The following is a 20,601-nucleotide window of genomic DNA, read 5'->3' as shown; positions in this document are numbered from 1 at the left end:
TTCGATCGCGGCCCGGACCGTCGCGACCACGACCGCCGCCGCCCGCCTGTCTGCCAGCCGGGCGACCCGAACTGCGGACAGAACCAGCAGTAATCAAGCATCAACAGTGAAAATGAGAAGGGCGATCGAAAGGTCGCCCTTTCTGTTTGTCGGGAAGAAACGAAAAGCCCGACGCTCCTGAGAGACGCCGGGCCTGAATTCGATCGGCTCGTGTTGAGGGGAGACGGCCGATCTGCCGCGAAGCGTGTTGCCTCGCTTGGGTAGAAATGGGTGAAAGCGGAAATGGTTCCGCGTCACCAGCCGGAAGCTGTATTTTTGCCGGATGCCATCAGGTCGCGCATCGAGGCGTAGGGGCCGTGCAGCATCTTCAGACGGCTCTCTTCCATCTTCGACAGCCGATGACGGCGCGCGAAATCATGCACGCTCCAGATCTCTCTGGGGCTGAAATCGTCTGCTGTTGCCGAATGGATGGTCATTGTCTGCCTGCTTGATGCGCCGAATGCGCGAATAATAGGCGCAATCGCCGCGACATATGTCAGATTTGTGACAAAGGCAACGAATGGCAGCCATGTTGAGACAAAATGGCTCGCCTTGCGCATGCATACGAAAAAAGGCCCGCGGCGGGCAGGCCTTTCGAGTGGTCGGTGCGATCGTTGGTCGCTCAGTAGCGATAGCCGTAGCCATCGCGTGCCCATGGCGGCGGGCGATGGCCGCGTTCATAACGCCAGCCATAGCGCGGCGGCGGGCGGTGGCCCCAGCCGTAGTCGCGGTGGTAGCGGCGTTCGTAGCGCGGTGGCGGCGGGCGGCGCCAGTTCGGGCGGCAATCGCCCCAGGGTGTGACGTGGAAGCCACGGCCGCAGGCGTAGTCGACCTTGACGATGTTGTTGGTGACGCCGCTCTGAACGGCGCCCATCGGCATGGCTTCGGCAACCGTGGCGCCAAGGCCGGTCAGTGCGATCGCGATCGCGATAATTGTCTTGCGCATCTCTGCACCTCATTCCTTATGCAAGTCCCTTGCACGTGGATTAGAGGGCCGTTCGGGTGAATGGGAGCTGAACCAACCAAGGCATTATTGCGGCAGCCGGGGAGGGGCGGTCGAAACCGAAAAATGCTGCGTTCAAAAGCTTTTGCCTTTGGCTAACGAGGTCTTAACTCCCCCTTAAATCGCCGCATTTAAAGTTCAACCGGGTAAAGATGCGGCCAGCGTGATGCGGCCGCCGCAACCATCGGGCTTGAAGCCGGTGGATTGCGGGTTGGGGCAAACCTCGGTTTGCGATTGAAGCGAGGTTCAGCGGGCGTATATGGCAGGCAGGGGCAGATCAGGCGATAGAATCGAACCATCCTTCAGCGGTCGCGAGCGCCGCGACGATGGCGATGATTTCGCGCTCGGTGCCGATGACCGGGTCGCCGGCGGCGGACGCCCCGTCAAGCGCACGGCGCAGAAGTCCTCCCCACGCCGCGAACCGCCCGCAAGGCGCGAGCCCGATTCCGCCCGCTATGAAGATGATTACGACGACGAGCCGCGCTACCGCGAGCCACCGCGCCGCCGGAATGGCGGTGGCGGTGGTAATGATGGCCGGGGCAGCAAGCGCCGGCGGCCGGAGCGCGAGGGCCTCGGCTTCTTCGGCCTCATCCGCCGCATGGTCTACTGGTGCATCGTGCTCGGTATATGGGTCGGCATCGGCGTAACCGGCCTGGTCGTCTATTACGGCTCGCGCATGCCGAGCGCCAGCAGCTGGGAAATTCCCGCCCGTCCGCCCAACGTCAAGATCACCTCGGTCGATGGCAGCGTGATCGCCAATCGCGGCGCCACCGGCGGCGAAGCCTTGGCGCTGGAAGACATGTCGCCCTATATCCCGGAAGCGATCGTCGCCATCGAAGACCGGCGCTTCTATTCACATTTCGGCGTCGATCCCATGGGCCTCGCCCGCGCCTTCGTCACCAACCTGACCTCGGGCCACATGGTGCAGGGCGGCTCGACGCTGACGCAGCAGCTCGCCAAGAACCTCTTCCTCTCGCCCGACCGCACTTTAGAGCGTAAAGTCCAGGAAGTGCTGCTCTCCTTCTGGCTCGAGCAGAAATACACCAAGGACCAGATCCTTGCGATGTACTTGAACCGCGTCTTCTTCGGCTCCAATGCCTATGGTGTGGAAGCCGCCTCGCGGCGCTATTTCAACAAGTCGGCGCGCGATGTGAATCTCGGCGAGGCTGCCCTCCTTGCCGGTCTCGTCAAGGCGCCGTCGCGCCTGTCGCCGGCGCGTGATCCGCAGGCCGCAAACGACCGCGCCCAAGTGGTGCTGCAGGCCATGCGCGACCAGGGCATGATCTCCGACGACGAGGTCAAGACCGCGATGTCGCAGACCCCCGCCAAGGCCAAGCGCTACTGGGATGGTGCCGGCCATTATGTGGCCGACATGGTCATGGACGAGCTTCCGGCGCTGATCGGCGACGTCAAGGAAGACATCGTCGTCGACACCACCATCGATAAGACGCTGGAAAAACGCGCCGAACAGTCGCTCAACGACGTGCTCGGCAAGGATGGCGCCAAGCTCGATGCCTCGCAGGCAGCGCTCGTCTCGATCGACGGCACCGGTGCGATCCGCGCGCTGGTCGGCGGCCGCGATTATGCCGACAGCCAGTTCAACCGCGCGGTCAAGGCCAAGCGCCAGCCGGGCTCCTCCTTCAAGCCCTTCGTCTATGCCGCGGCACTCGAAAAGGGCCTGACGCCGTTCTCCGTTTTCAACGACGCGCCGATCCGCATCGGCGACTGGACGCCGGAGAATTACGAGAAGAAGTACAATGGCGAGGTGACGCTGGCGACAGCGCTGGCGAAATCGCTGAACACGGTCGCCGCCCAGCTGGTCATGTATGACGGCCCCGATCAGGTCATCAAGCTCGCCCACCGCCTCGGCATCGAGAGCGAGCTGCAGTCCAACGCCTCGATCGCGCTCGGCACCTCCGAAGTGTCGCTGACGGAGCTCACCGGCGCCTACGCCGCCTTCATGAATGGCGGCTACAAGGCGACGCCGCATGTCATCCGCCGCGTGACAACGGCCGATGGCAGCAAGGTTCTCTACGAAAACACCTATGACAACCCGCCGCGCGTTCTCTCCGAGGCGGTCGCCGCCAACATGAACGCGATGATGATCGGCGTCGTCGAGCAGGGAACGGGCAAGGCCGCGAAGATCCCGGGCTGGCAGGTCGCCGGCAAGAGCGGAACGACGCAGAACTCCCGCGACGCTCTCTTCGTCGGCTTCACCAGCAATCTGACGACGGGGGTCTGGTTCGGCAACGACGATGGCAAGCCGATGAAGAAGGTCACCGGCGGTGGTCTTCCCGCTAAGGCCTGGCAGGAATTCATGGTCGCCGCCCATAAGGGCCTGTCGCCTGCGCCGCTCTTCGGCAATGGCCAGTTCGTCAATCCGGCAGCACCCATCGATAACGGCCAGCCGATGGCGTCCAACGATCCAAACATGCAGCCAAACATGCAGGGCGGAATGCCCAACGACATGAATGGCAACATGACTGGATCGACCGGCGGCATGCAGCCGCCCGTCGAGGAGCAGGGCACCATAGGCAGCATCATTTCGGGCGTCTTCGGTGGTGGCGGCAACGACCAGCGGAGCCAGTATCCGCAGGCGCCGGTGCGTCGCGGCGGCCAGCAGCAGCCTCCGGTTTATGGCGGCCCGGTACCGCCCGCCGATGTCGCTCAGGACGAGGGTTATGGCTATGGAAATGCGCTGCCGCCGGGCGATGTCGGGGGCGGTCCGCAGCACCAGCCGTACCAGCCGCGCCGCACCACGCTTCTCGACCTGATCATGGGTGAGTAAACACTTTGCCGCGCAACAAAAAACGTGCCTTCGGGCGCGCGGCGAAAATTAATTGCTGTTGGCTTCTTTTGCTGGTTTTCAGGACATTTCCCGCCTTGCAGTCGCGAAAACCCGTCCTTATATACGCCGCATCACCGCAATCACGATTGCGTCAAACGTAGAGACCCATCCCGTAAGGGGCTGTCATCGAAATGCCTTCCCGGGGTTCAGACAGCTTGCTTCAAGGAGTAAATGACATGGCAAAAGTAATTGGTATCGACCTTGGAACGACAAATTCCTGCGTCGCTGTCATGGACGGCAAGGACGCAAAGGTCATCGAGAACGCCGAAGGTGCGCGCACCACGCCTTCGATCGTTGCATTTTCCGAAGATGGCGAACGCCTCGTCGGCCAGCCGGCCAAGCGCCAGGCAGTCACCAACCCCACGGACACGCTGTTCGCAGTGAAGCGCCTCATTGGCCGCCGCTACGACGATCCGACGGTTGAAAAGGACAAGGGCCTCGTTCCCTTCGAGATCACCAAGGGCGACAACGGCGACGCATGGGTCAAGGCCCGCGGCACCGGCTATTCGCCTGCCCAGATCTCCGCGATGATCCTTCAGAAGATGAAGGAAACCGCTGAATCCTACCTCGGTGAAAAGGTCGAAAAGGCCGTCATCACCGTTCCCGCATACTTCAACGACGCACAGCGCCAGGCAACCAAGGATGCCGGCCGTATCGCTGGCCTCGAAGTTCTGCGCATCATCAACGAGCCGACGGCGGCAGCCCTTGCCTACGGTCTCGACAAGAAGGACGGCAAGACGATCGCCGTTTACGACTTGGGTGGCGGCACCTTCGATATCTCGATCCTCGAAATCGGCGACGGCGTCTTCGAAGTGAAGTCCACCAACGGCGATACGTTCCTCGGCGGTGAAGACTTCGACATGCGTCTCGTCGAATACCTCGTTGCCGAGTTCAAGAAGGACAACGGCATCGATCTCAAGGGCGACAAGCTTGCTCTGCAGCGCCTCAAGGAAGCTGCTGAAAAGGCCAAGATCGAACTCTCGTCCTCGCAGCAGACCGAAATCAACCTGCCGTTCATCACGGCAGATGCAACCGGTCCGAAGCACCTGACGCTGAAGCTGACCCGCGCCAAGCTCGAAAGCCTGGTCGACGATCTCGTCCAGCGCACCATCGCGCCGTGCAAGGCAGCCCTCAAGGATGCTGGCGTAACCCCTGCCGAGATCGACGAAGTCGTTCTGGTCGGTGGCATGAGCCGCATGCCGAAGGTGCAGGAAGTCGTCAAGCAGCTGTTCGGCAAGGAGCCGCACAAGGGCGTCAACCCGGATGAAGTCGTCGCTCTCGGCGCAGCCATCCAGGCCGGCGTTCTCCAGGGCGACGTCAAGGACGTTCTGCTTCTCGACGTAACCCCGCTGTCTCTGGGCATCGAAACGCTGGGTGGCGTCTTCACCCGTCTGATCGAGCGTAACACCACGATCCCGACGAAGAAGTCGCAGACCTTCTCGACCGCCGACGACAACCAGTCCGCCGTCACCATCCGCGTTTCGCAGGGCGAGCGCGAAATGGCCCAGGACAACAAGTTGCTCGGCCAGTTCGACCTCGTTGGCCTGCCGCCGGCACCGCGTGGCGTTCCGCAGATCGAAGTCACCTTCGATATCGACGCCAACGGCATCGTGCAGGTTTCGGCCAAGGACAAGGGCACCGGCAAGGAACAGCAGATCCGCATCCAGGCTTCTGGTGGTCTCTCCGACGCCGACATCGAAAAGATGGTCAAGGACGCCGAAGCCAATGCTGAAGCCGACAAGAAGCGTCGCGAAGGCGTTGAAGCCAAGAACCAGGCCGAAAGCCTGATCCACTCCAGCGAGAAGTCGCTGAAGGATTACGGCGACAAGGTCACCGAGGCCGATCGCACCGCGATCTCCGACGCGATTGCCGCTCTGAAGACCTCCGTCGAGGCAACCGAGCCGGACGCCGAGGACATCAAGGCGAAGACCCAGACCCTCATGGAAGTGTCCATGAAGCTCGGTCAGGCGATCTACGAAGCGCAGCAGGCTGAAGGTGGCGCGGAAGACGCTTCCGCCGAAGCCGGCGACGACAATGTCGTCGATGCCGACTACGAAGAAGTCAAGGACGACGACCGCAAGAAGTCCGCGTAAGCGGCTCGCAACGGTCACGTTTGAAACTGACATTCCGGCTGCTCACCATGGCAGCCGGAAATCCATTTCCGGGGTCTGATCCTTAATGGCAAAAGCCGATTTTTACGAAACGCTGGGTGTCGCCAAGACGGCTGACGAAAAAGAGCTGAAGAGCGCTTTCCGCAAGCTGGCGATGAAATACCATCCGGACAAGAATCCCGATGATCATACCGCCGAGCAGAAGTTCAAGGAAATCAACGAAGCCTACGAGACGCTGAAGGACCCGCAGAAGCGCGCGGCCTATGATCGCTACGGTCACGCAGCCTTCGAACATGGCGGCATGGGCGGCGGTGGCGGCGGTTTCGCTGGCGGCGGCTTCTCCGATATCTTCGAGGATATTTTCGGCGAGATGATGGGCGGCGGCCGCGCAAGGCAGCGCTCGTCCGGCGGTCGCGAACGCGGCGCCGATCTTCGCTACAACATGGAAATTTCGCTGGAGGAATCCTTCTCCGGCAAGACCGCGCAGATCCGGGTTCCGACCTCGATCACCTGCGACGTCTGTTCCGGCTCCGGCGCCAAGCCAGGCACCCAGCCGAAGACCTGCGGCACCTGCCAGGGCTCCGGCCGCGTGCGTGCCGCACAGGGCTTCTTCTCCGTCGAGCGCACCTGCCCGACCTGCCATGGCCGCGGCCAGATCATTCCCGATCCCTGCACCAAGTGCCACGGCCAGGGCCGCGTGACGGAAGAGCGTTCGCTGTCGGTCAACATTCCGGCCGGTATCGAGGACGGCACCCGCATCCGCCTGCAGGGCGAGGGCGAGGCCGGCATGCGTGGCGGCCCGGCGGGCGATCTCTATATCTTCCTGTCGGTCAAGCCGCACGAGTTCTACCAGCGCGATGGCGCCGATCTCTACTGCGCCATCCCGATCTCGATGACGACGGCTGCCCTTGGCGGCACCTTTGATGTGGCCACGCTCGACGGCACAAAGTCGCGCGTCACGGTTCCCGAGGGCACCCAGGCCGGCAAGCAGTTCCGCCTGAAGGGCAAGGGCATGCCGGTGCTGCGCTCCAGCCAGACCGGCGATCTCTACATCCAGATCCAGATCGAGACCCCGCAGAAGCTTTCCAAGCGCCAGCGCGAGCTGCTGCAGGAGTTCGAGGAGCTGTCGTCGAAGGAAAACAATCCGGAATCGACCGGCTTCTTCGCCCGCATGAAGGAATTCTTCGAGGGCTGATCGAAAATTACAGTAAAAATTCAGGGGCCCGGTTGTTCGCAACCGGGCTTTTCTGTTTTTGCATAGGGATAAACATATCTTTTGTGGTCGAAGAGACTCGACAATTCTATTGCTAGTCTCTTTATTAGATTTGTTGCATTCTTCCTGTATTGGGCCTCGAAAAGGGTCTAGACTTGCATTCCCTTTGGTAGCCTGTCCCGAGGTTGATTTGGAACGCCGTCTCGCAGCTATTCTCGCAGTGGATATTGTCGGCTACAGCCGAATGATGGGTGCCGATGAGCGGGGGACCTTGGATGCGGTCAAGCTCTGCCGCGGCGAGGTCATCGATCCCAGGATCGCCAACGCCCGCGGCCGTGTGGTCAAGCACACCGGCGACGGCATGCTCGTGGAGTTCTCCAGCATCGTCAACGCGGTCTCCTGCGCCAACGACGTGCAGCAGGCGATGGCGGCGCGCAACACGGCGCTTCCTGAAGAGCGGCGCATCGAGTTCCGCATGGGCATCCACCTCGGCGACGTCATCGTCGAGGACAACGATATCTTCGGCGACGGCGTCAATGTCGCGGCCCGGCTTGAGGCGATCTGCGCGCCCGGCGGCGTGGCGATCTCGGCGTCCGCCCGCGATCACGTCGGCAGCCGGCTCGATCTGTCCTTCCAGGATCTCGGCCTGTTCACGCTGAAGAACATCGAGCAGCCGGTGCAGGTCTACGCCATCTCGGCGAAGCGCGCTCTTCCGCTCAAGGTCAATGCCGCGGCACTGGCAGCCGCCAAGGAGAAGCAGAAGCCGCTGGTCGCGGTGCTGCCCTTCTCCAACATGAGCGGCGATCCCGAGCAGGAGTATTTCTCCGACGGCATCACCGAGGACATCATCACTGATCTGTCGAAGATCTCCAATCTCTACGTCGTCGCCCGCAACACCGCCTTCACCTACAAGGGCAAGTCGGTGCAGGTGAAGCAGGCGGCCGCAGAGCTCGGCGTCCACTTCGTGTTGCAGGGCAGCGTGCGCAAGGCCGGCCAGCGGGTGCGCATCACCGGCCAGCTGATCGACGCGCGCAACGGCGCCCATCTCTGGGCCGATCGTTTCGATCGCGACCTGACCGATATCTTCGCCGTGCAGGACGAGATCACCCACGCGATCGTCGACCAGCTGAAGATCAAGCTGCTGCCGGAAGAGCAGGAAGCGATCGCCGCCGCGCCGACGACGAACGTCGAGGCCTACACCTATTATCTGCGCGGCCGGCAGTTCTCGCACTCCTGGACCCGGCACTATCTGCTGATGGCGCGCCGCATGTTTGCGACGGCGGTCGCGCTCGACCCGAATTACGCCCAGGCCTATGCCGGCATCGCCGATTGCGAATCGACGCTGCGCGACTGGCACGCCGGCGAATACACGCTGAAGGGCATTCTGGAGCTGACGGAAAAGGCGCTGGCGCTCGACCCCAATCTCGCAGAGGCGCACGCCTCGCGCGGCCTGGCGCTGCATCAGGACGGCCGCGACGGCGAGGCGCTGGTGGAGTTCGAAAAGGCGCTGGCGCTGGAGCCCGATCTCTACGAGGCGAACTTCCACTACGCCCGCTTCCTGTTCATGCAGGGCAAGTTCGAGGGCGCCATCACCTTCTTCACCCGCGCCAGCGAAATCCGGCCGGACGATTATCTCTCGCCGATCCATCTGACGAGCGCTTGCCACTCGCTGGGGTTGTCGCGCGACGTCGAGCATTGGGCCAGGGTCGGGCTGGAGCGCGCCGAGCGTGCGCTGGAACTGCATCCCGAAAATGCCGGCCCCGCGCATCGCGGCGCGCTGGCGCTTGCCCATATGGGCCGCTTCGACGAGGCGCGCGAATGGGTCAAGCGCGCCCAGCTGATCGATCCCGATGATATCGTCGCGCAGTACAACGTCGCCTGCGTCCACGCGCTGATCGGCGAATGCGACCAGGCGCTCGACATCCTTGAGGCGCTGCTGCCGCAATCATCCTGCTACCAGATCCTCTGGTTCAGCAATGATTCCGACCTCGAAGCGGTGCGCGGCCACCCGCGTTTCCAGGCGATGCTCGACGCCATCGCCGCCTGCACCTTCCATCAGGACGGGTTCCGGGTCGCGTCGGAATAACGTGCAAGTAGAATGCAACCGCGCGGCCGCTTCATTCTGAGACAGGGTGTGGCAGCCGCAATATTCGCGTTAACGCAAGCAATGAAAGCCGCTTTGCAGCGATCGCGAATATATTCAATATGCTCGAAGGGGAATACACACTCACACGCCGAGAGCAACTTCCATGACGGTAGCCGCTTTGTCCTTTCAGTCTGATGATGTCGACGTGCTCGCGGGCGCGCTGTACACCTGGTGCGCGGAGCGCAATATCAAGCTCCTGAGCCAGCAGGGCCTGTCGATCGCCAATATCGCGATCGATCTCTATCATGCCGGTCATCAGACGCAGGATCAGCTGCTTGTCGCTCTGCACGATTGCGATTTTCACTAACCGCTCGCGCGGTCACGTCGCGCCGAAATCTCAGGCGTAGACGTCCTCACCCGACATCAGCGTCACGATGGTCATGACGGCTTCCTTGCCGGCGGTCGAGCGCAGCTTGTCGTAGGTCACGGCAAGCTCGTAGGCCTCGGCGCTGAGGCCCGGCCGCGACGTCGTATCCGCGCCCTCGAACAGCGCCGAGATATCGACGCCGAGAAAAACCGCGATCTGGTGCAGCTTGCTCGCCGAAACGCGGTTGGTGCCCTTTTCATACTTCTGGATCTGCTGAAACGTCAGCCCGAGCGCCTCTCCAAGTTCCAGCTGGGAGATGCGTCGCTTGGCGCGCAACGTCCTGACGTTCTGGCCGACAATAATATCCACCGGATCTGGCACTTTGATAGTTCCCGTTCATTTCATTAAATTTATCTGAACACTATGCCGAGGTTTTTAAATATCTCAACCCGAGAGTTGCAAATTTCAACCAGCTTTTCGGCTGATTTTTAGGCTATTTTCGTAAATAAAGAAGATGAAATATACCTTGGCGTGCATAAAATACATAAAGCTAGTTTACGGCTGTGCTTGCGGTTACTAGCCGAAGCGCTTTTCCGCTCCCGCTACACATGGTCGCTCTATAGCTGGGGCGCATAGCCACCTGCAGCCGCGCCGCGGGCTTGACCGCCGCATCCGCGAAGCCTATTTTAGAATTATTCTAAAAGAGGCCAGCATGCTCAAACGTATTTTCAGATCACCCAAGCGTTCTTTCGACAGCCTGTCCGAGCAGGAGATCCTGGCGCTCGCCATTGGCTCCGAGGAGGACGACGCGCGCATCTATTTCGCCTATGCCGACCGCCTGCGCAATGATTATCCGGCTTCGGCCAAGGTTTTCGAAGAGATGGCGGAAGTCGAGAACACCCACCGCAATTCGCTGATCACGCTCTACCGTGAGCGCTTCGGCGAACGCATCACGCTGATCCGCCGCGAGCATGTGGAGGGCTTCTACGAACGCAAGCCGGACTGGCTGCGCGCAAACCTGTCGCTGGAGAAGATCCGCCAAGAAGCCGAGGCCATGGAGAACCAGGCCTACCGCTTCTACATCGAGGCCGCCGGCCGCGTCAGCGACGCCTCGACGCGCCAGTTGCTCGGCGATCTGGCGCTGGCAGAGCAGGGGCATGAGGACATCACCCGCATGCTCGGCGACAAGCACACGCCGGACGACGTCCGCAAGGAAGAGGACCAGAAGAACCGCCGGCAATTCGTGCTGACCTATGTGCAGCCCGGCCTCGCCGGACTGATGGATGGCTCCGTCTCGACGCTCGCGCCGATCTTCGCCGCGGCCTTTGCCACGCAGGATACCTGGCAGACTTTCCTCGTCGGTCTCTCGGCCTCCGTCGGCGCCGGCATCTCCATGGGCTTCACTGAAGCGGCCCACGACGACGGCAAGATCTCCGGCCGCGGCTCCCCCATCAAGCGCGGCCTCTCCTGCGGCGTCATGACGGCGCTCGGCGGCCTCGGCCACACGCTGCCCTACCTGATCTCCGATTTCTGGACGGCCACCACGCTAGCGGTCATCATCGCCATCTTCGAACTCTGGGCCATCGCCTTCATCCAGAACCGCTTCATGGAAACCCCCTTCCTACGCGCAGCTCTCCAGGTCGTCGTCGGCGGCGGGTTGGTGCTGGGGGCGGGGATATTGATCGGGAGTGGTTGAGGGGTGTGATGGCGGCAGGCAGTGCGACCTTTCTTTGCCGCCTGTCTGCAACCGCTAACGTTTGGGGAGCGCTCTGCCCTCTCCGCCCTCATTCCTGTGCTTGTCACAGGAATCCAGCCACGGCGCGTCTGCGCCGTGAATAATGCACTTTTTAACAGGCCAAAGAGTCTTCCGCATTCACGGACGTGAATGCGCTGGATCCCTGTGACAAGCACAGGGATGAGGGAGAGGATCGATGAAATACCGGAAAAGAGGTAGCCCCGCGCAAGAGGCGAGCAGCGCTCGCGCCCAGCCGCCTACTTCAGTGCGCCGACCAGAACGTCGCGGCCGTTCTCGATCGTGACCCAGCGGCCGGCATTGGCGCTCGACTGGCGCTTGATGAAGGAATAGGGGGTGTCGAACCACGGCTTCACGGTGGAGGCCAGGTTGTCGAGGACGAAATCGCCCTTGGTGGTGCGCAGCGTCAGGATCGCGTGACCCTCGCCGTCAGGCTTGCGCACGACGGTCATCAGCAGATTGGCGGCGGAGAAGCCGCGCTGGATCAGGATGCGGCGCTTCAAAAGCGCATAGTCCTCACAGTCGCCGGCGGTCGTCGGATAGGCCCAGACTTCTTCCTTGCCGTAGACTTCCATGTCGGTCATCGGGATGATCGTGTTGTTGACGCTTGCGTTGACCGAACGGACGAGCGCCCACTTGGCATCGGTCATTTCCATGACGGCGACGTTGCGGTTCGGACCGCATTCTTCGCGGTGCGACTGGCAAAACTCGTAGTGGCCGATCGGCTGCGAAGTCGTGGCGCCGACGACCATGGAAAGAGTGTTGGTCGATGCCGGCGTAGCCGAGGTCGACATTGCAAACATGGCCATCATGGCCACCAGGAAACCCTTGATCCGCACGCCCACTGTCCCTTGCATCGCCCTTGATTTATTAACAAAAAGTTAACGGAGAGGGCTGCTTGGAGTCAATCACTACTTCTGAGGAGGGGGGGAGAAGCGGTCAATATGGTTAAAATGCGTTAGGATTTGGCACAAGGCGTGGCGCCGCGCACGCTCGTCGCGCGCAGCGAAATGTCGCCAACGCATTGAAATAAATTCAGATTTTCCGGCGGGAGTAACGCGGCCGCGCCCTCAGTGCTTTAGCTGACGAACGATCTTACCGCCGAAAGCATGCGCTCGATGTCCTGTGGACGCGACAGGCGGTGGTCGCCATCACGAATAAATGTCAGCACCACATCGTCGGCGGGGAGGTGCTCGATCAGCGTCATCGCATGCGTATAGGGGACGTCGGGATCCTTCATGCCCTGCAGGATGTGAACCGGGCATCTGGTCTCGATCATCCCGGTCAGGACCCTGTTGTCGCGGCCATCCTCGATCAGCGCACGGGTATAGATATTGGGCTCGGGACTATATTCCGAATGCTCCTCGAAGAAGCCGCGCTCGGCGAGCGATGTCTTCTCTTTCTCGGTGAGGTTCGGCTCTATCAGCACCTCGGTGAAATCCGGCGCCGGCGCGATCAGAACCATACCCTGCAATTTCGGCGCACCGGTTCTGGCTGCCAGCTCCTGCGCCAGCCGGAGCGCGATCCAGCCGCCCATCGAGGAGCCCACGACAATGATGCGCTCGAGTTTGAGATGAAGGACGACGGCCATCGCCTCTTCGAGCCAGCGCGAAATCGTGCCGTCGCGGAATTCGCCGCCCGAGATCCCGTGACCGGAATAATCGAGGCGGATACAGGCAAGCCCGGTCTCTTCAGCCATGCGATCGAGCTCGACGGCCTTGCTGCCGCTCATGTCCGAGCGGTATCCGGATAGCCAGACCAGCGTCGGGCCCGCTTTGTCGCCGGCAGGCGGGCGGGCGATATAGGCGATCTCTCGCGCCGACGCTCCCTCGCCGACGGTCAGAAATTGGTGCTGAGGGGCGATATTGGCGTCGGACATGGCGAAACTCCTTTGTTTCGGCCTATAAAACAGATTCTTGACAGGCTGACAGCAGGTGATTTTTCCGCTAAAGCGTGCTAATGACTTCGTTGCAGCGATGGCGAAACACGGTCGTCTTCCTTATATAGAGGCGATCCGCTGCAGCAATCCGAAACAACGCGAGGAGAATACGACCATTCGCAGACCGTTTAAGAACGACGCGCCCGTAAAGGATGGGCCGCGCTCGAACAGGGAAATTCGCATTCCCAAAGTTCAGCTGATCGACGCTGAAGGACAGAATTTGGGCGTCGTGGCGACCGACCAGGCCCTGAGAATGGCTGAAGAAGCTGGACTCGACCTCGTTGAGATTTCCCCCAACGCCGAACCGCCTGTGTGCAAGATCCTCGATCTGGGCAAGCTGAAATACGCCAACCAGAAGAAGGCCGCCGAGGCGCGCAAGAAGCAGAAAATCGTCGAAGTCAAAGAAATCAAGATGCGTCCGAACATCGACACGCATGACTATGACGTGAAGATGAAGGCGATGGGCCGCTTCTTCGAAGAAGGCGACAAGGTCAAGGTGACCCTGAAGTTCCGTGGCCGCGAAATGGCCCACCAGGAACTCGGCATGAAGCTCCTGCAGCAGGTCAAGGCCGACACGCTCGAGTTCGCCAAGGTCGAAGCCGAGCCCAAGCTCGAAGGTCGCCAGATGATGATGGTGCTCGCGCCCAAATAAGGCGCGTCGCCACCGTTCGTATCAAAGCCGTCCGCGAGGGCGGCTTTTGTATTTTTGCCCTGATATAAAGGGCAATCGACGCCCGACGGACAGGGGCCGAAGCGGCACTGGAAGATTCCTTCCTCGCCCCGTTGCACTTTCATGACACTGCGGTTATAAGCGCGCGTCCGAACTGACCGGCAGGGCATGCCGTGGCAGTTTCGAATGCTTGCGGCACGGTTCGTCACCGTGACCGCAGATCAACAACAAACGCTCCCGCACTTGTTGCGACGACCGGGCAACCGGGCATCGCGAGAAGGCTTCTTTTGAAGCCGTCTCTTTAGGCCAAGTGGGGGGATCAGAAACGGAGTAGCAAAATGCCCAAGATGAAGACGAAGTCCTCCGCCAAGAAGCGGTTCAAGATCACCGCGACCGGCAAGGTCAAGGCTGCAGCCGCTGGCAAGCGCCATGGCATGATCAAGCGTTCCAACAAGTTCATTCGCGATGCACGTGGCACCATGGTTCTGGCAGAACCGGATGGCCGCAAGGTCGTGAAGAATTACCTGCCGAACGGTCTCTAAGACTATTCCGCGAACGTATAGATTAAGGAGATCATGAAATGGCACGTGTAAAGAGAGGCGTTACCGCCCACGCCAAGCACAAGAAGGTTCTGAAGCAGGCCAAGGGCTTCTACGGCCGCCGCAAGAACACCATCCGCGCCGCCAAGGCTGCTGTCGATCGTTCGAAGCAGTACGCTTACCGCGACCGCAAGATCAACAAGCGTAACTTCCGCGCACTCTGGATCCAGCGTATCAACGCTGCTGTCCGCGAATTCGGCCTGACCTACGGCCGCTTCATCGACGGCCTGAACAAGGCTGGCATCGAAGTTGACCGTAAGGTTCTCTCCGACATGGCGATCCATGAGCCGGAAGCATTCGGTGCGCTCGTTGCTGCCTCCAAGAAGGCACTCGAGTACCTGAAGGACGCTGGCACGAAGAACGAGTTTGAAGCAGCCGTCAACTAAGCCGGCGCTATTCGAACCTTCGCTTCGATGATTTGAAACCCGCGCTGGCAAGGCTTGCGCGGGTTTCTTCGTTTTACCGGGATAGGGACGCCTGAAGTGGCGAACGATCAAGATTTGGCCAACGATCTGAGACACCCGACGACGGATCGCGACCTGCTTGCCGAAAGCGGGTTGGGCGAGGAGGACGTTCCGGTTCTGCTCGCGGCATTGCTGCGCGGCTCCAAGCGCGTCGAGCGTGTCGCGCTCTCTGGTGGCGCCGTCTGGATCAAGCGCTATGGCACCGAGCGGGCCTCGCGCTGGATGGTGCTGCAGCGCATGCTCGCCAATCTCATCCGCGCGCCCTTTTTACGTCCGTCGCCGCTTCTGGCAGACGAGGGCATGGCGGCGCGCGAAATCCGCCGCATCGCCCAGTTTTCAGCCCACGATGTGCCGACGGCCCGCGTCATCTATTCCTCGGGTGCTGCCGTCGTCTTCAGCGATGCCGGCGAGACCGTCGATCGCCAGCTCTATCACGTGCTGAACAACGACCCCGTGGCCCACGACAACATGCTCGTCCATTGCGCCGGCGAACTCGGCCGGCTGCATGCAAAGGGCCTGTGCCACGGCCGGCCCTATCCGCGCGACATGTTCCTGAAGGACGGCCGCGTCGGCTTCATGGATTTCGAGGAAGAGCCCGACCGGGTGATGCCGCTTGAGGTCGCCCAGGCGCGCGATATCTGGCTGCTCTTTTTGCAGGTCGCGACCCGCGCCAAGCTTGGCGGCGAAACCCACGACCGGGCCTACAAGGCCTGGGCCGAGGTGGCGCCACCGGCGGCTGTTGCCGAACTGCGCAAGCTTACCGGCTTCCTCGGCGGCTTTTTGTCGGCTGCCCGGTTGATTGGCCGCGTACACATGGGTAGTGATCTGCGACGTTTCATCGTGGCGACCAGCTATCTGAAGCATGTTTCGTGAAGTGTCCCTCAAAGACTGGACGCCCTGAAGGCAGGAAAAGATGACCGAACTCGCAACCCTGGAAAAGCAACTCCTGTCCGATGTCGCGGCCGCCGCCGATGAACCGGCGATCGAAGCCGTGCGCGTCGCGGCCCTTGGCAAGAAGGGGTCGGTCTCCGAACTCCTGAAGACGCTGGGCTCGATGACCCCTGAAGAGCGCCAGACCCGCGGCGCGCAGATCAACGCGCTGAAGACGGTCGTGACCGAGGCGATCAACGCCCGCAAGGCCGATCTCAAGAAGGCGGCGATCGACGCGCGCCTGAAGGCCGAGACGGTCGACGTCTCGCTCCAGGTCCGCTCCTCGCCCGCCGAACGCGGCCGCATCCACCCGATCAGCCAGATCGTCGACGAGATCACCGCGATCTTCGCCGACATGGGCTTCTCGATCGCCGAAGGTCCCGATGTGGAGACCGACTATTATAACTTCACGGCGCTGAACTTCCCCGAGGGCCATCCGGCCCGCGAGATGCACGACACCTTCTTCTTCAATCCGGATGAGAACGGCGAGCGTAAGGTGCTGCGCACGCACACCTCGCCGGTGCAGGTGCGCACCATGGAAGCGCAGAAGCCGCCGATCCGCATCATCATTCCCGGCAAGACCTATCGCCAGGACAGTGACGCCACACACTCCCCGATGTTCCACCAGGTCGAGGGCCTCGTCGTCGACAAGAAGGCCAATGTCGCCAACATCCGCTGGGTGCTGGAAGAATTCTGCAAGACCTTCTTCGAGGTCGACAGCGTCACCATGCGCTTCCGCCCGTCTTTCTTCCCCTTCACCGAACCGTCCTTCGAGGTCGACATCCAGTGCGACCGCTCCGGCCCGATCGTCAAGTTCGGCGAAGGCACCGACTGGATGGAGATTCTGGGCTGCGGTATGGTGCACCCGAACGTGCTGCGCGCGGGCGGTCTCGATCCCGACGAGTACCAGGGCTTTGCCTGGGGCATGGGCCTCGACCGCATCGCCATGCTGAAATACGGCATGCCCGACCTGCGCGACTTCTTCAACGCCGACGTCCGCTGGATGACCCACTACGGCTTCCGCCCACTCGACATGCCGACGCTGTTCGGCGGGTTGAGCAGCTGAGTTTATTGTGGCCACAAATAACTGAGTGTGCTAGGAATGGAGCTGGAGTGGACGAAGATAAACGTCAGCTAACCCTCCAGCACCGAGGACTGGATTTCGCCGACGTCGAACGCTTCGATCCCGACAGCATCGTCACGGTACCGGACCTCAGAGCAGACTATGGAGAGGATCGTTTCAACTCCTATGGACGGCTTGATGGCACACTCTGCTGTTTTTGCTGGACGCCGAGAGAGGGCCGGGTTCGAGTTATATCGCTGAGGAAGATGAATGACCGCGAACAGAAGATTTACGAAGAGCGACGGGGCGGCGAACGGTAGTTCGCTTCCGACGCTCGACGATGTCAGAAAGGGTCTGATCTCACTCGACGACTATGAGATCGCCCACGGCGAAGATGTGCCTGCTTTCGGTGATGATGGCGATGCCACGATCCTGTCGCTGCAGGAAACGCCGGCACTCGGCGCGGTCTTGGAGAAGGCGCGCGGCAAACGCGGTCCGCAAAAGGCGCCGGTGAAGGAACGCATCGGTTTGCGGCTCGACAAGGACGTGGTCGATTACTTCCGCAGCATGGGGCCCGGCTGGCAAGGCCGTATCAATGACGCGCTGCATGCGCTGGGGCCGGCTGACGAGGAGCAACGCCCGGTGGCCGCTCGTTGCGACGACGAGTTCCTCTATGTCGTGCTGGTGGATGGCAGGCAGATCAGGACGCCGCTCTGGTGGTATCCCTTCCTGGCCGAGGCATCCGCCGAAGCGCGCGCCAATGTCGAACTGCAATTTTCCGGCGTCTGGTGGCCGGGTCTGGACGAAGGCGTCTCCGTCAAGGGACTGCTTCTCGGTTGGAAAGCCCCCGGCGCCTGGGCGCCTGGTCGCGCAGCCTGAACAATCTGAACTTTTTCGATGATTTTCGAGACGAGAACAACACAATGAAATTCACGCTTTCCTGGCTCAAGGATCATCTTGAGACCGACGCCACACTGGATGAAATCTGCAAGCGGCTGACCGAGATCGGCCTCGAGGTCGAGGATGTCGACGACAAGGCGGCTTACAAGCCCTTCGTCATCGCCCGCGTGCTTTCGGCTGAGAAGCATCCGGAAGCCGATCGCCTGAAAGTGCTGTCGGTCGATGCCGGCCCTGATATCAACGGCGGCAAGCCGCTGCAGATCGTCTGCGGTGCGCCGAATGCGCGCGCCGGCCTGGTCGGTGCGCTGGCGCGGCCGGGCGATTATGTGCCGGGTATCGATGTCACGCTCGGCGTCGGCAAGATCCGCGGCGTCGAAAGCCACGGCATGATGTGCTCCGAAAAGGAGCTCAACATGTCCGACAGCCACGACGGCATCATCGACCTGCCCGAGGACGCGCCGGTCGGAACCTCGTTTGCCGCCTACGCCCATCTCGACGATCCCATGATCGAGATCAACCTGACGCCGAACCGTCCGGATTGTACGTCGATCTACGGCATCGCCCGCGATCTGGCCGCCTCCGGCCTTGGGACGCTGAAAGCTTCGAACGAGGTCGGCAAATCACGTAGGCCCGGTAAGTATGGCTTTACAACTGAAGGCGACACGCCGGTCAAGCTGACGCTCGATCTCGACGACGACAAGCTCTGCCCGGGCTTCGGCCTGCGCCTTGTGCGCGGCGTCAAGAACGGCCCGAGCCCGAAGTGGGTGCAGCAGCGCCTGACGGCGATCGGCCTGCGTCCGATCAACGCGCTCGTCGACATCACCAACTACATGACCTTCGACCAGGGTCGCCCGATGCACGTCTTCGACGCCGCCAAGGTGAAGGGCAACCTCACCGTTCGCCGCGCGAAAGACGGCGAGACGGTGCTGGCGCTCGACCAGCGGGAATACAAGCTCGGCCCGAACAACGTCGTCATCGCCGACGAAAACGGCATCGAGTCGATCGGCGGCATCATGGGCGGCGAACATTCCGGCTGCGATGAAAACACCACCGACGTCTTGATCGAATCGGCGCTGTGGGACCCGATGAACATCGCCAAATCCGGCCGTGGCCTCGGCATCATCACCGATGCGCGCTATCGCTTCGAGCGCGGCGTCGATCCCGAATACATGGTCCCCGGCCTCGATCGCACCACCGAACTGGTGCTGGAATTCTGCGGCGGCACCGCCGCCAAGGCCGAGATCGTCGGCTACAAGGGCTATGAGCCCAAGATCGTCGACTTCCCCTTCTCGGAAGTGAAGCGCCTGACGGGCCTTGAGGTCTCCACCGAGGAGAGCGTCGAGATCCTGACGCGCCTCGGCTTCAAGGTCACCGGTTCCGGAGAGCGCGTTTCCGTCGCCGTTCCCTCCTGGCGTCCGGATGTCGATGGCAAGGCCGATCTCGTTGAAGAGGTCATGCGCATCCATGGCGTCGACAACATCAAGCCGGCGCCGCTGGAAAGCCACACCGAAGTCAACGGCCGCATCCTGACGACGCTGCAGATCCGCACCCGCACCGCCAAGCGCGCGCTTGCTTCCCGCGGCATGCTGGAGGCCGTCACATGGTCCTTCATTTCGGAAGATCAGGCCAAGCTCTTCGGCGGTGGTTCGCCGGCTCTGAAGCTCGCCAACCCGATCGCAGCCGAAATGTCCGACATGCGCCCCTCGCTGCTGCCGGGCCTGCTCACGGCTGCCCAGCGCAATGCCGACAAGGGCTATGGCGACGTTGCGATCTTCGAGGTGTCCGGCACCTATGAGAACGACAAGCCGGAAGGCCAGCGCCGCGTTGCCGGCGGCATCCGTCGCGGCACTGCCTCGATGGCGGGCTCCGGCCGCATGTGGTCGAACGCGTCCAAGGGCGGCGGCAAGCCGGTCGACGTCTTCGACGCCAAGGCCGATGCGCTTGCCGTGATCGAGGCCTGCGGCCTGCCGATGACCAACATCCAGGTCGAGCAGGGCGGTCCCGAATGGTATCACCCCGGCCGTTCCGGCACCATCAAGATGGGCCCGAAGGTCGTGCTCGGCTATTTCGGCGAGTTCCACCCCTCGACGCTGGAAGCGCTCGACGTCTCCGGCGCGCTCGCGGGCTTCGAGGTCTATCTCGACGCCATGCCCGAGCCGAAGAAGAAGGCGACCCGCACCAAGCCGGCGCTGGAGCTCTCGCAGTTCCAGGCCGTCAAGCGCGACTTCGCCTTCGTCGTCGACAAGGCGGTCGAGGCCGGCGCCATCATCAAGGCCGCGACCGGCGCCGACCGCAAGCTGGTCGCCGGCGTGAACGTCTTCGATATCTTCGAGGGCGCCTCTGTCGGCGAGGGCAAGAAGTCGGTTGCCATCGAGGTGCAGATCCAGCCGGTCGAGCGCACGCTGACCGACGAAGATTTCGAGGCCCTGACACAGAAGATCGTCGCCAGCGTCACCAAGGTCACCGGCGGCGTCTTGCGCGGCTAATGAATAAGGGCTGCGGCCTCTGGTGCGGGCGGGCAACGGCCCTATGGCGCCGCCCGTATTGGTTTAGCGCTGGCCGCACCCACTCTCCCTCATCCTCGCCCTCGTGGCGGGGATCCAGCCGACGCGCGTC

General features: G+C 61.8%; 19 protein-coding genes. 14 read left to right on the top strand and 5 right to left on the bottom strand.

The window, feature by feature from the left end; genetic code table 11:
• Positions 1–293: 293 nt before the first annotated feature.
• Together B3605_RS25820 and B3605_RS11485 are read right to left on the bottom strand one after the other, a co-directional pair.
• Positions 294–599 carry a hypothetical protein gene (locus B3605_RS25820; protein WP_409457199.1) on the bottom strand — a complete coding sequence of 102 codons (306 nt, stop codon included), beginning with the start codon at positions 597–599 and terminating at the stop codon, positions 294–296.
• 62 nt (positions 600–661) lie between these two features.
• Positions 662–985: a GCG_CRPN prefix-to-repeats domain-containing protein gene (locus B3605_RS11485; RefSeq protein ID WP_112941041.1), complete on the bottom strand. Its 324-nt coding sequence runs from the start codon at positions 983–985 to the stop codon at positions 662–664.
• Between the two features lie 316 nt (positions 986–1,301).
• Between B3605_RS11485 and B3605_RS11480 the strand changes: the two genes are divergently transcribed.
• The 5 genes from B3605_RS11480 (at position 1,302) to B3605_RS11460 (ending at position 9,667) form a co-directional block, all read left to right on the top strand.
• Entirely contained in the window at positions 1,302–3,830 is a 2,529-nt protein-coding gene (locus B3605_RS11480) for a transglycosylase domain-containing protein (RefSeq protein WP_112941040.1), read from the top strand.
• A 236-nt stretch (positions 3,831–4,066) separates the two neighbouring features.
• A complete protein-coding gene (gene dnaK, locus B3605_RS11475; RefSeq protein WP_018899265.1) occupies positions 4,067–5,983 on the top strand; it encodes a molecular chaperone DnaK in 1,917 nt (638 codons plus the stop codon).
• An 85-nt stretch (positions 5,984–6,068) separates the two neighbouring features.
• Entirely contained in the window at positions 6,069–7,196 is a 1,128-nt protein-coding gene (gene dnaJ, locus B3605_RS11470) for a molecular chaperone DnaJ (RefSeq protein WP_018899266.1), read from the top strand.
• 208 nt (positions 7,197–7,404) lie between these two features.
• Positions 7,405–9,300 carry a TPR end-of-group domain-containing protein gene (locus tag B3605_RS11465; protein WP_409457198.1) on the top strand — a complete coding sequence of 632 codons (1,896 nt, stop codon included), beginning with the start codon at positions 7,405–7,407 and terminating at the stop codon, positions 9,298–9,300.
• Between the two features lie 163 nt (positions 9,301–9,463).
• Positions 9,464–9,667 carry a hypothetical protein gene (locus tag B3605_RS11460; RefSeq protein WP_112941038.1) on the top strand — a complete coding sequence of 68 codons (204 nt, stop codon included), beginning with the start codon at positions 9,464–9,466 and terminating at the stop codon, positions 9,665–9,667.
• A 30-nt stretch (positions 9,668–9,697) separates the two neighbouring features.
• Here B3605_RS11460 and B3605_RS11455 read toward each other — a convergent pair whose 3' ends face one another.
• Positions 9,698–10,048, bottom strand: coding sequence for a helix-turn-helix domain-containing protein (locus B3605_RS11455; protein ID WP_026283144.1), 351 nt, complete (start codon positions 10,046–10,048; stop codon positions 9,698–9,700).
• A gap of 331 nt (positions 10,049–10,379) precedes the next feature.
• Here B3605_RS11455 and mbfA point away from each other — a divergent pair, with 331 nt between their 5' ends.
• Positions 10,380–11,363, top strand: a complete 984-nt coding sequence (mbfA, locus tag B3605_RS11450) for an iron exporter MbfA (protein ID WP_112941037.1) — start codon at positions 10,380–10,382, stop codon at positions 11,361–11,363.
• 296 nt (positions 11,364–11,659) lie between these two features.
• Here mbfA and B3605_RS11445 read toward each other — a convergent pair whose 3' ends face one another.
• Together B3605_RS11445 and B3605_RS11440 are read right to left on the bottom strand one after the other, a co-directional pair.
• Entirely contained in the window at positions 11,660–12,259 is a 600-nt protein-coding gene (locus tag B3605_RS11445; protein WP_112944857.1) for a transglutaminase-like cysteine peptidase, read from the bottom strand.
• A 239-nt stretch (positions 12,260–12,498) separates the two neighbouring features.
• Positions 12,499–13,299, bottom strand: coding sequence for an alpha/beta hydrolase (locus B3605_RS11440; RefSeq protein WP_112944808.1), 801 nt, complete (start codon positions 13,297–13,299; stop codon positions 12,499–12,501).
• A gap of 175 nt (positions 13,300–13,474) precedes the next feature.
• On the opposite strand from B3605_RS11440, the gene infC reads away from it, so the two are divergent.
• The 8 genes from infC (at position 13,475) to pheT (ending at position 20,471) form a co-directional block, all read left to right on the top strand.
• A complete protein-coding gene (gene infC / locus B3605_RS11435; protein WP_037111403.1) occupies positions 13,475–14,011 on the top strand; it encodes a translation initiation factor IF-3 in 537 nt (178 codons plus the stop codon).
• A 356-nt stretch (positions 14,012–14,367) separates the two neighbouring features.
• Positions 14,368–14,571 (top strand): 50S ribosomal protein L35, encoded by a 204-nt coding sequence (rpmI, locus tag B3605_RS11430; protein ID WP_007813308.1) that lies wholly within the window; start codon positions 14,368–14,370, stop codon positions 14,569–14,571.
• Between the two features lie 38 nt (positions 14,572–14,609).
• A complete protein-coding gene (gene rplT / locus B3605_RS11425; protein ID WP_018899276.1) occupies positions 14,610–15,014 on the top strand; it encodes a 50S ribosomal protein L20 in 405 nt (134 codons plus the stop codon).
• Positions 15,015–15,110: 96 nt separating this feature from the next.
• Positions 15,111–15,965: a serine/threonine protein phosphatase gene (locus tag B3605_RS11420; RefSeq protein ID WP_112944809.1), complete on the top strand. Its 855-nt coding sequence runs from the start codon at positions 15,111–15,113 to the stop codon at positions 15,963–15,965.
• 40 nt (positions 15,966–16,005) lie between these two features.
• Positions 16,006–17,088 carry a phenylalanine--tRNA ligase subunit alpha gene (gene pheS, locus B3605_RS11415; RefSeq protein ID WP_296433909.1) on the top strand — a complete coding sequence of 361 codons (1,083 nt, stop codon included), beginning with the start codon at positions 16,006–16,008 and terminating at the stop codon, positions 17,086–17,088.
• Positions 17,089–17,135: 47 nt separating this feature from the next.
• Positions 17,136–17,405 carry a BrnT family toxin gene (locus B3605_RS25815; protein WP_112944811.1) on the top strand — a complete coding sequence of 90 codons (270 nt, stop codon included), beginning with the start codon at positions 17,136–17,138 and terminating at the stop codon, positions 17,403–17,405.
• Positions 17,356–17,964, top strand: a complete 609-nt coding sequence (locus B3605_RS25750) for a BrnA antitoxin family protein (RefSeq protein WP_349677254.1) — start codon at positions 17,356–17,358, stop codon at positions 17,962–17,964. Before B3605_RS25815 ends, B3605_RS25750 begins: the two co-directional genes overlap by 50 nt.
• A 44-nt stretch (positions 17,965–18,008) precedes the next feature.
• The gene (gene pheT / locus B3605_RS11400; RefSeq protein ID WP_112944858.1) at positions 18,009–20,471 is read left to right on the top strand and encodes a phenylalanine--tRNA ligase subunit beta; all 2,463 of its coding nucleotides are present in this window, start codon (positions 18,009–18,011) and stop codon (positions 20,469–20,471) included.
• Positions 20,472–20,601: the final 130 nt, after the last annotated feature.

The organism is Rhizobium sp. UBA1881 (assembly GCF_002338015.1).
Lineage (GTDB): Bacteria > Pseudomonadota > Alphaproteobacteria > Rhizobiales > Rhizobiaceae > Rhizobium.
Note: the sequence above shows the minus strand (reverse complement) of the source record. Positions and strands in the feature narration are given on the sequence as shown.

Coding starts and splice junctions, on each gene's coding strand:
- dnaK (WP_018899265.1), top strand. CDS start 4,067: ATGGCAAAAGTAATTGGTATCGACCTTGGAACGACAAATTCCTGCGTC.
- B3605_RS25820 (WP_409457199.1), bottom strand. CDS start 599: ATGCGCAAGGCGAGCCATTTTGTCTCAACATGGCTGCCATTCGTTGCC.
- rpmI (WP_007813308.1), top strand. CDS start 14,368: ATGCCCAAGATGAAGACGAAGTCCTCCGCCAAGAAGCGGTTCAAGATC.
- pheS (WP_296433909.1), top strand. CDS start 16,006: ATGACCGAACTCGCAACCCTGGAAAAGCAACTCCTGTCCGATGTCGCG.
- dnaJ (WP_018899266.1), top strand. CDS start 6,069: ATGGCAAAAGCCGATTTTTACGAAACGCTGGGTGTCGCCAAGACGGCT.
- B3605_RS11485 (WP_112941041.1), bottom strand. CDS start 985: ATGCGCAAGACAATTATCGCGATCGCGATCGCACTGACCGGCCTTGGC.
- mbfA (WP_112941037.1), top strand. CDS start 10,380: ATGCTCAAACGTATTTTCAGATCACCCAAGCGTTCTTTCGACAGCCTG.
- pheT (WP_112944858.1), top strand. CDS start 18,009: ATGAAATTCACGCTTTCCTGGCTCAAGGATCATCTTGAGACCGACGCC.
- rplT (WP_018899276.1), top strand. CDS start 14,610: ATGGCACGTGTAAAGAGAGGCGTTACCGCCCACGCCAAGCACAAGAAG.
- B3605_RS11440 (WP_112944808.1), bottom strand. CDS start 13,299: ATGTCCGACGCCAATATCGCCCCTCAGCACCAATTTCTGACCGTCGGC.
- B3605_RS25750 (WP_349677254.1), top strand. CDS start 17,356: ATGACCGCGAACAGAAGATTTACGAAGAGCGACGGGGCGGCGAACGGT.
- B3605_RS11480 (WP_112941040.1), top strand. CDS start 1,302: ATGGCAGGCAGGGGCAGATCAGGCGATAGAATCGAACCATCCTTCAGC.
- B3605_RS11460 (WP_112941038.1), top strand. CDS start 9,464: ATGACGGTAGCCGCTTTGTCCTTTCAGTCTGATGATGTCGACGTGCTC.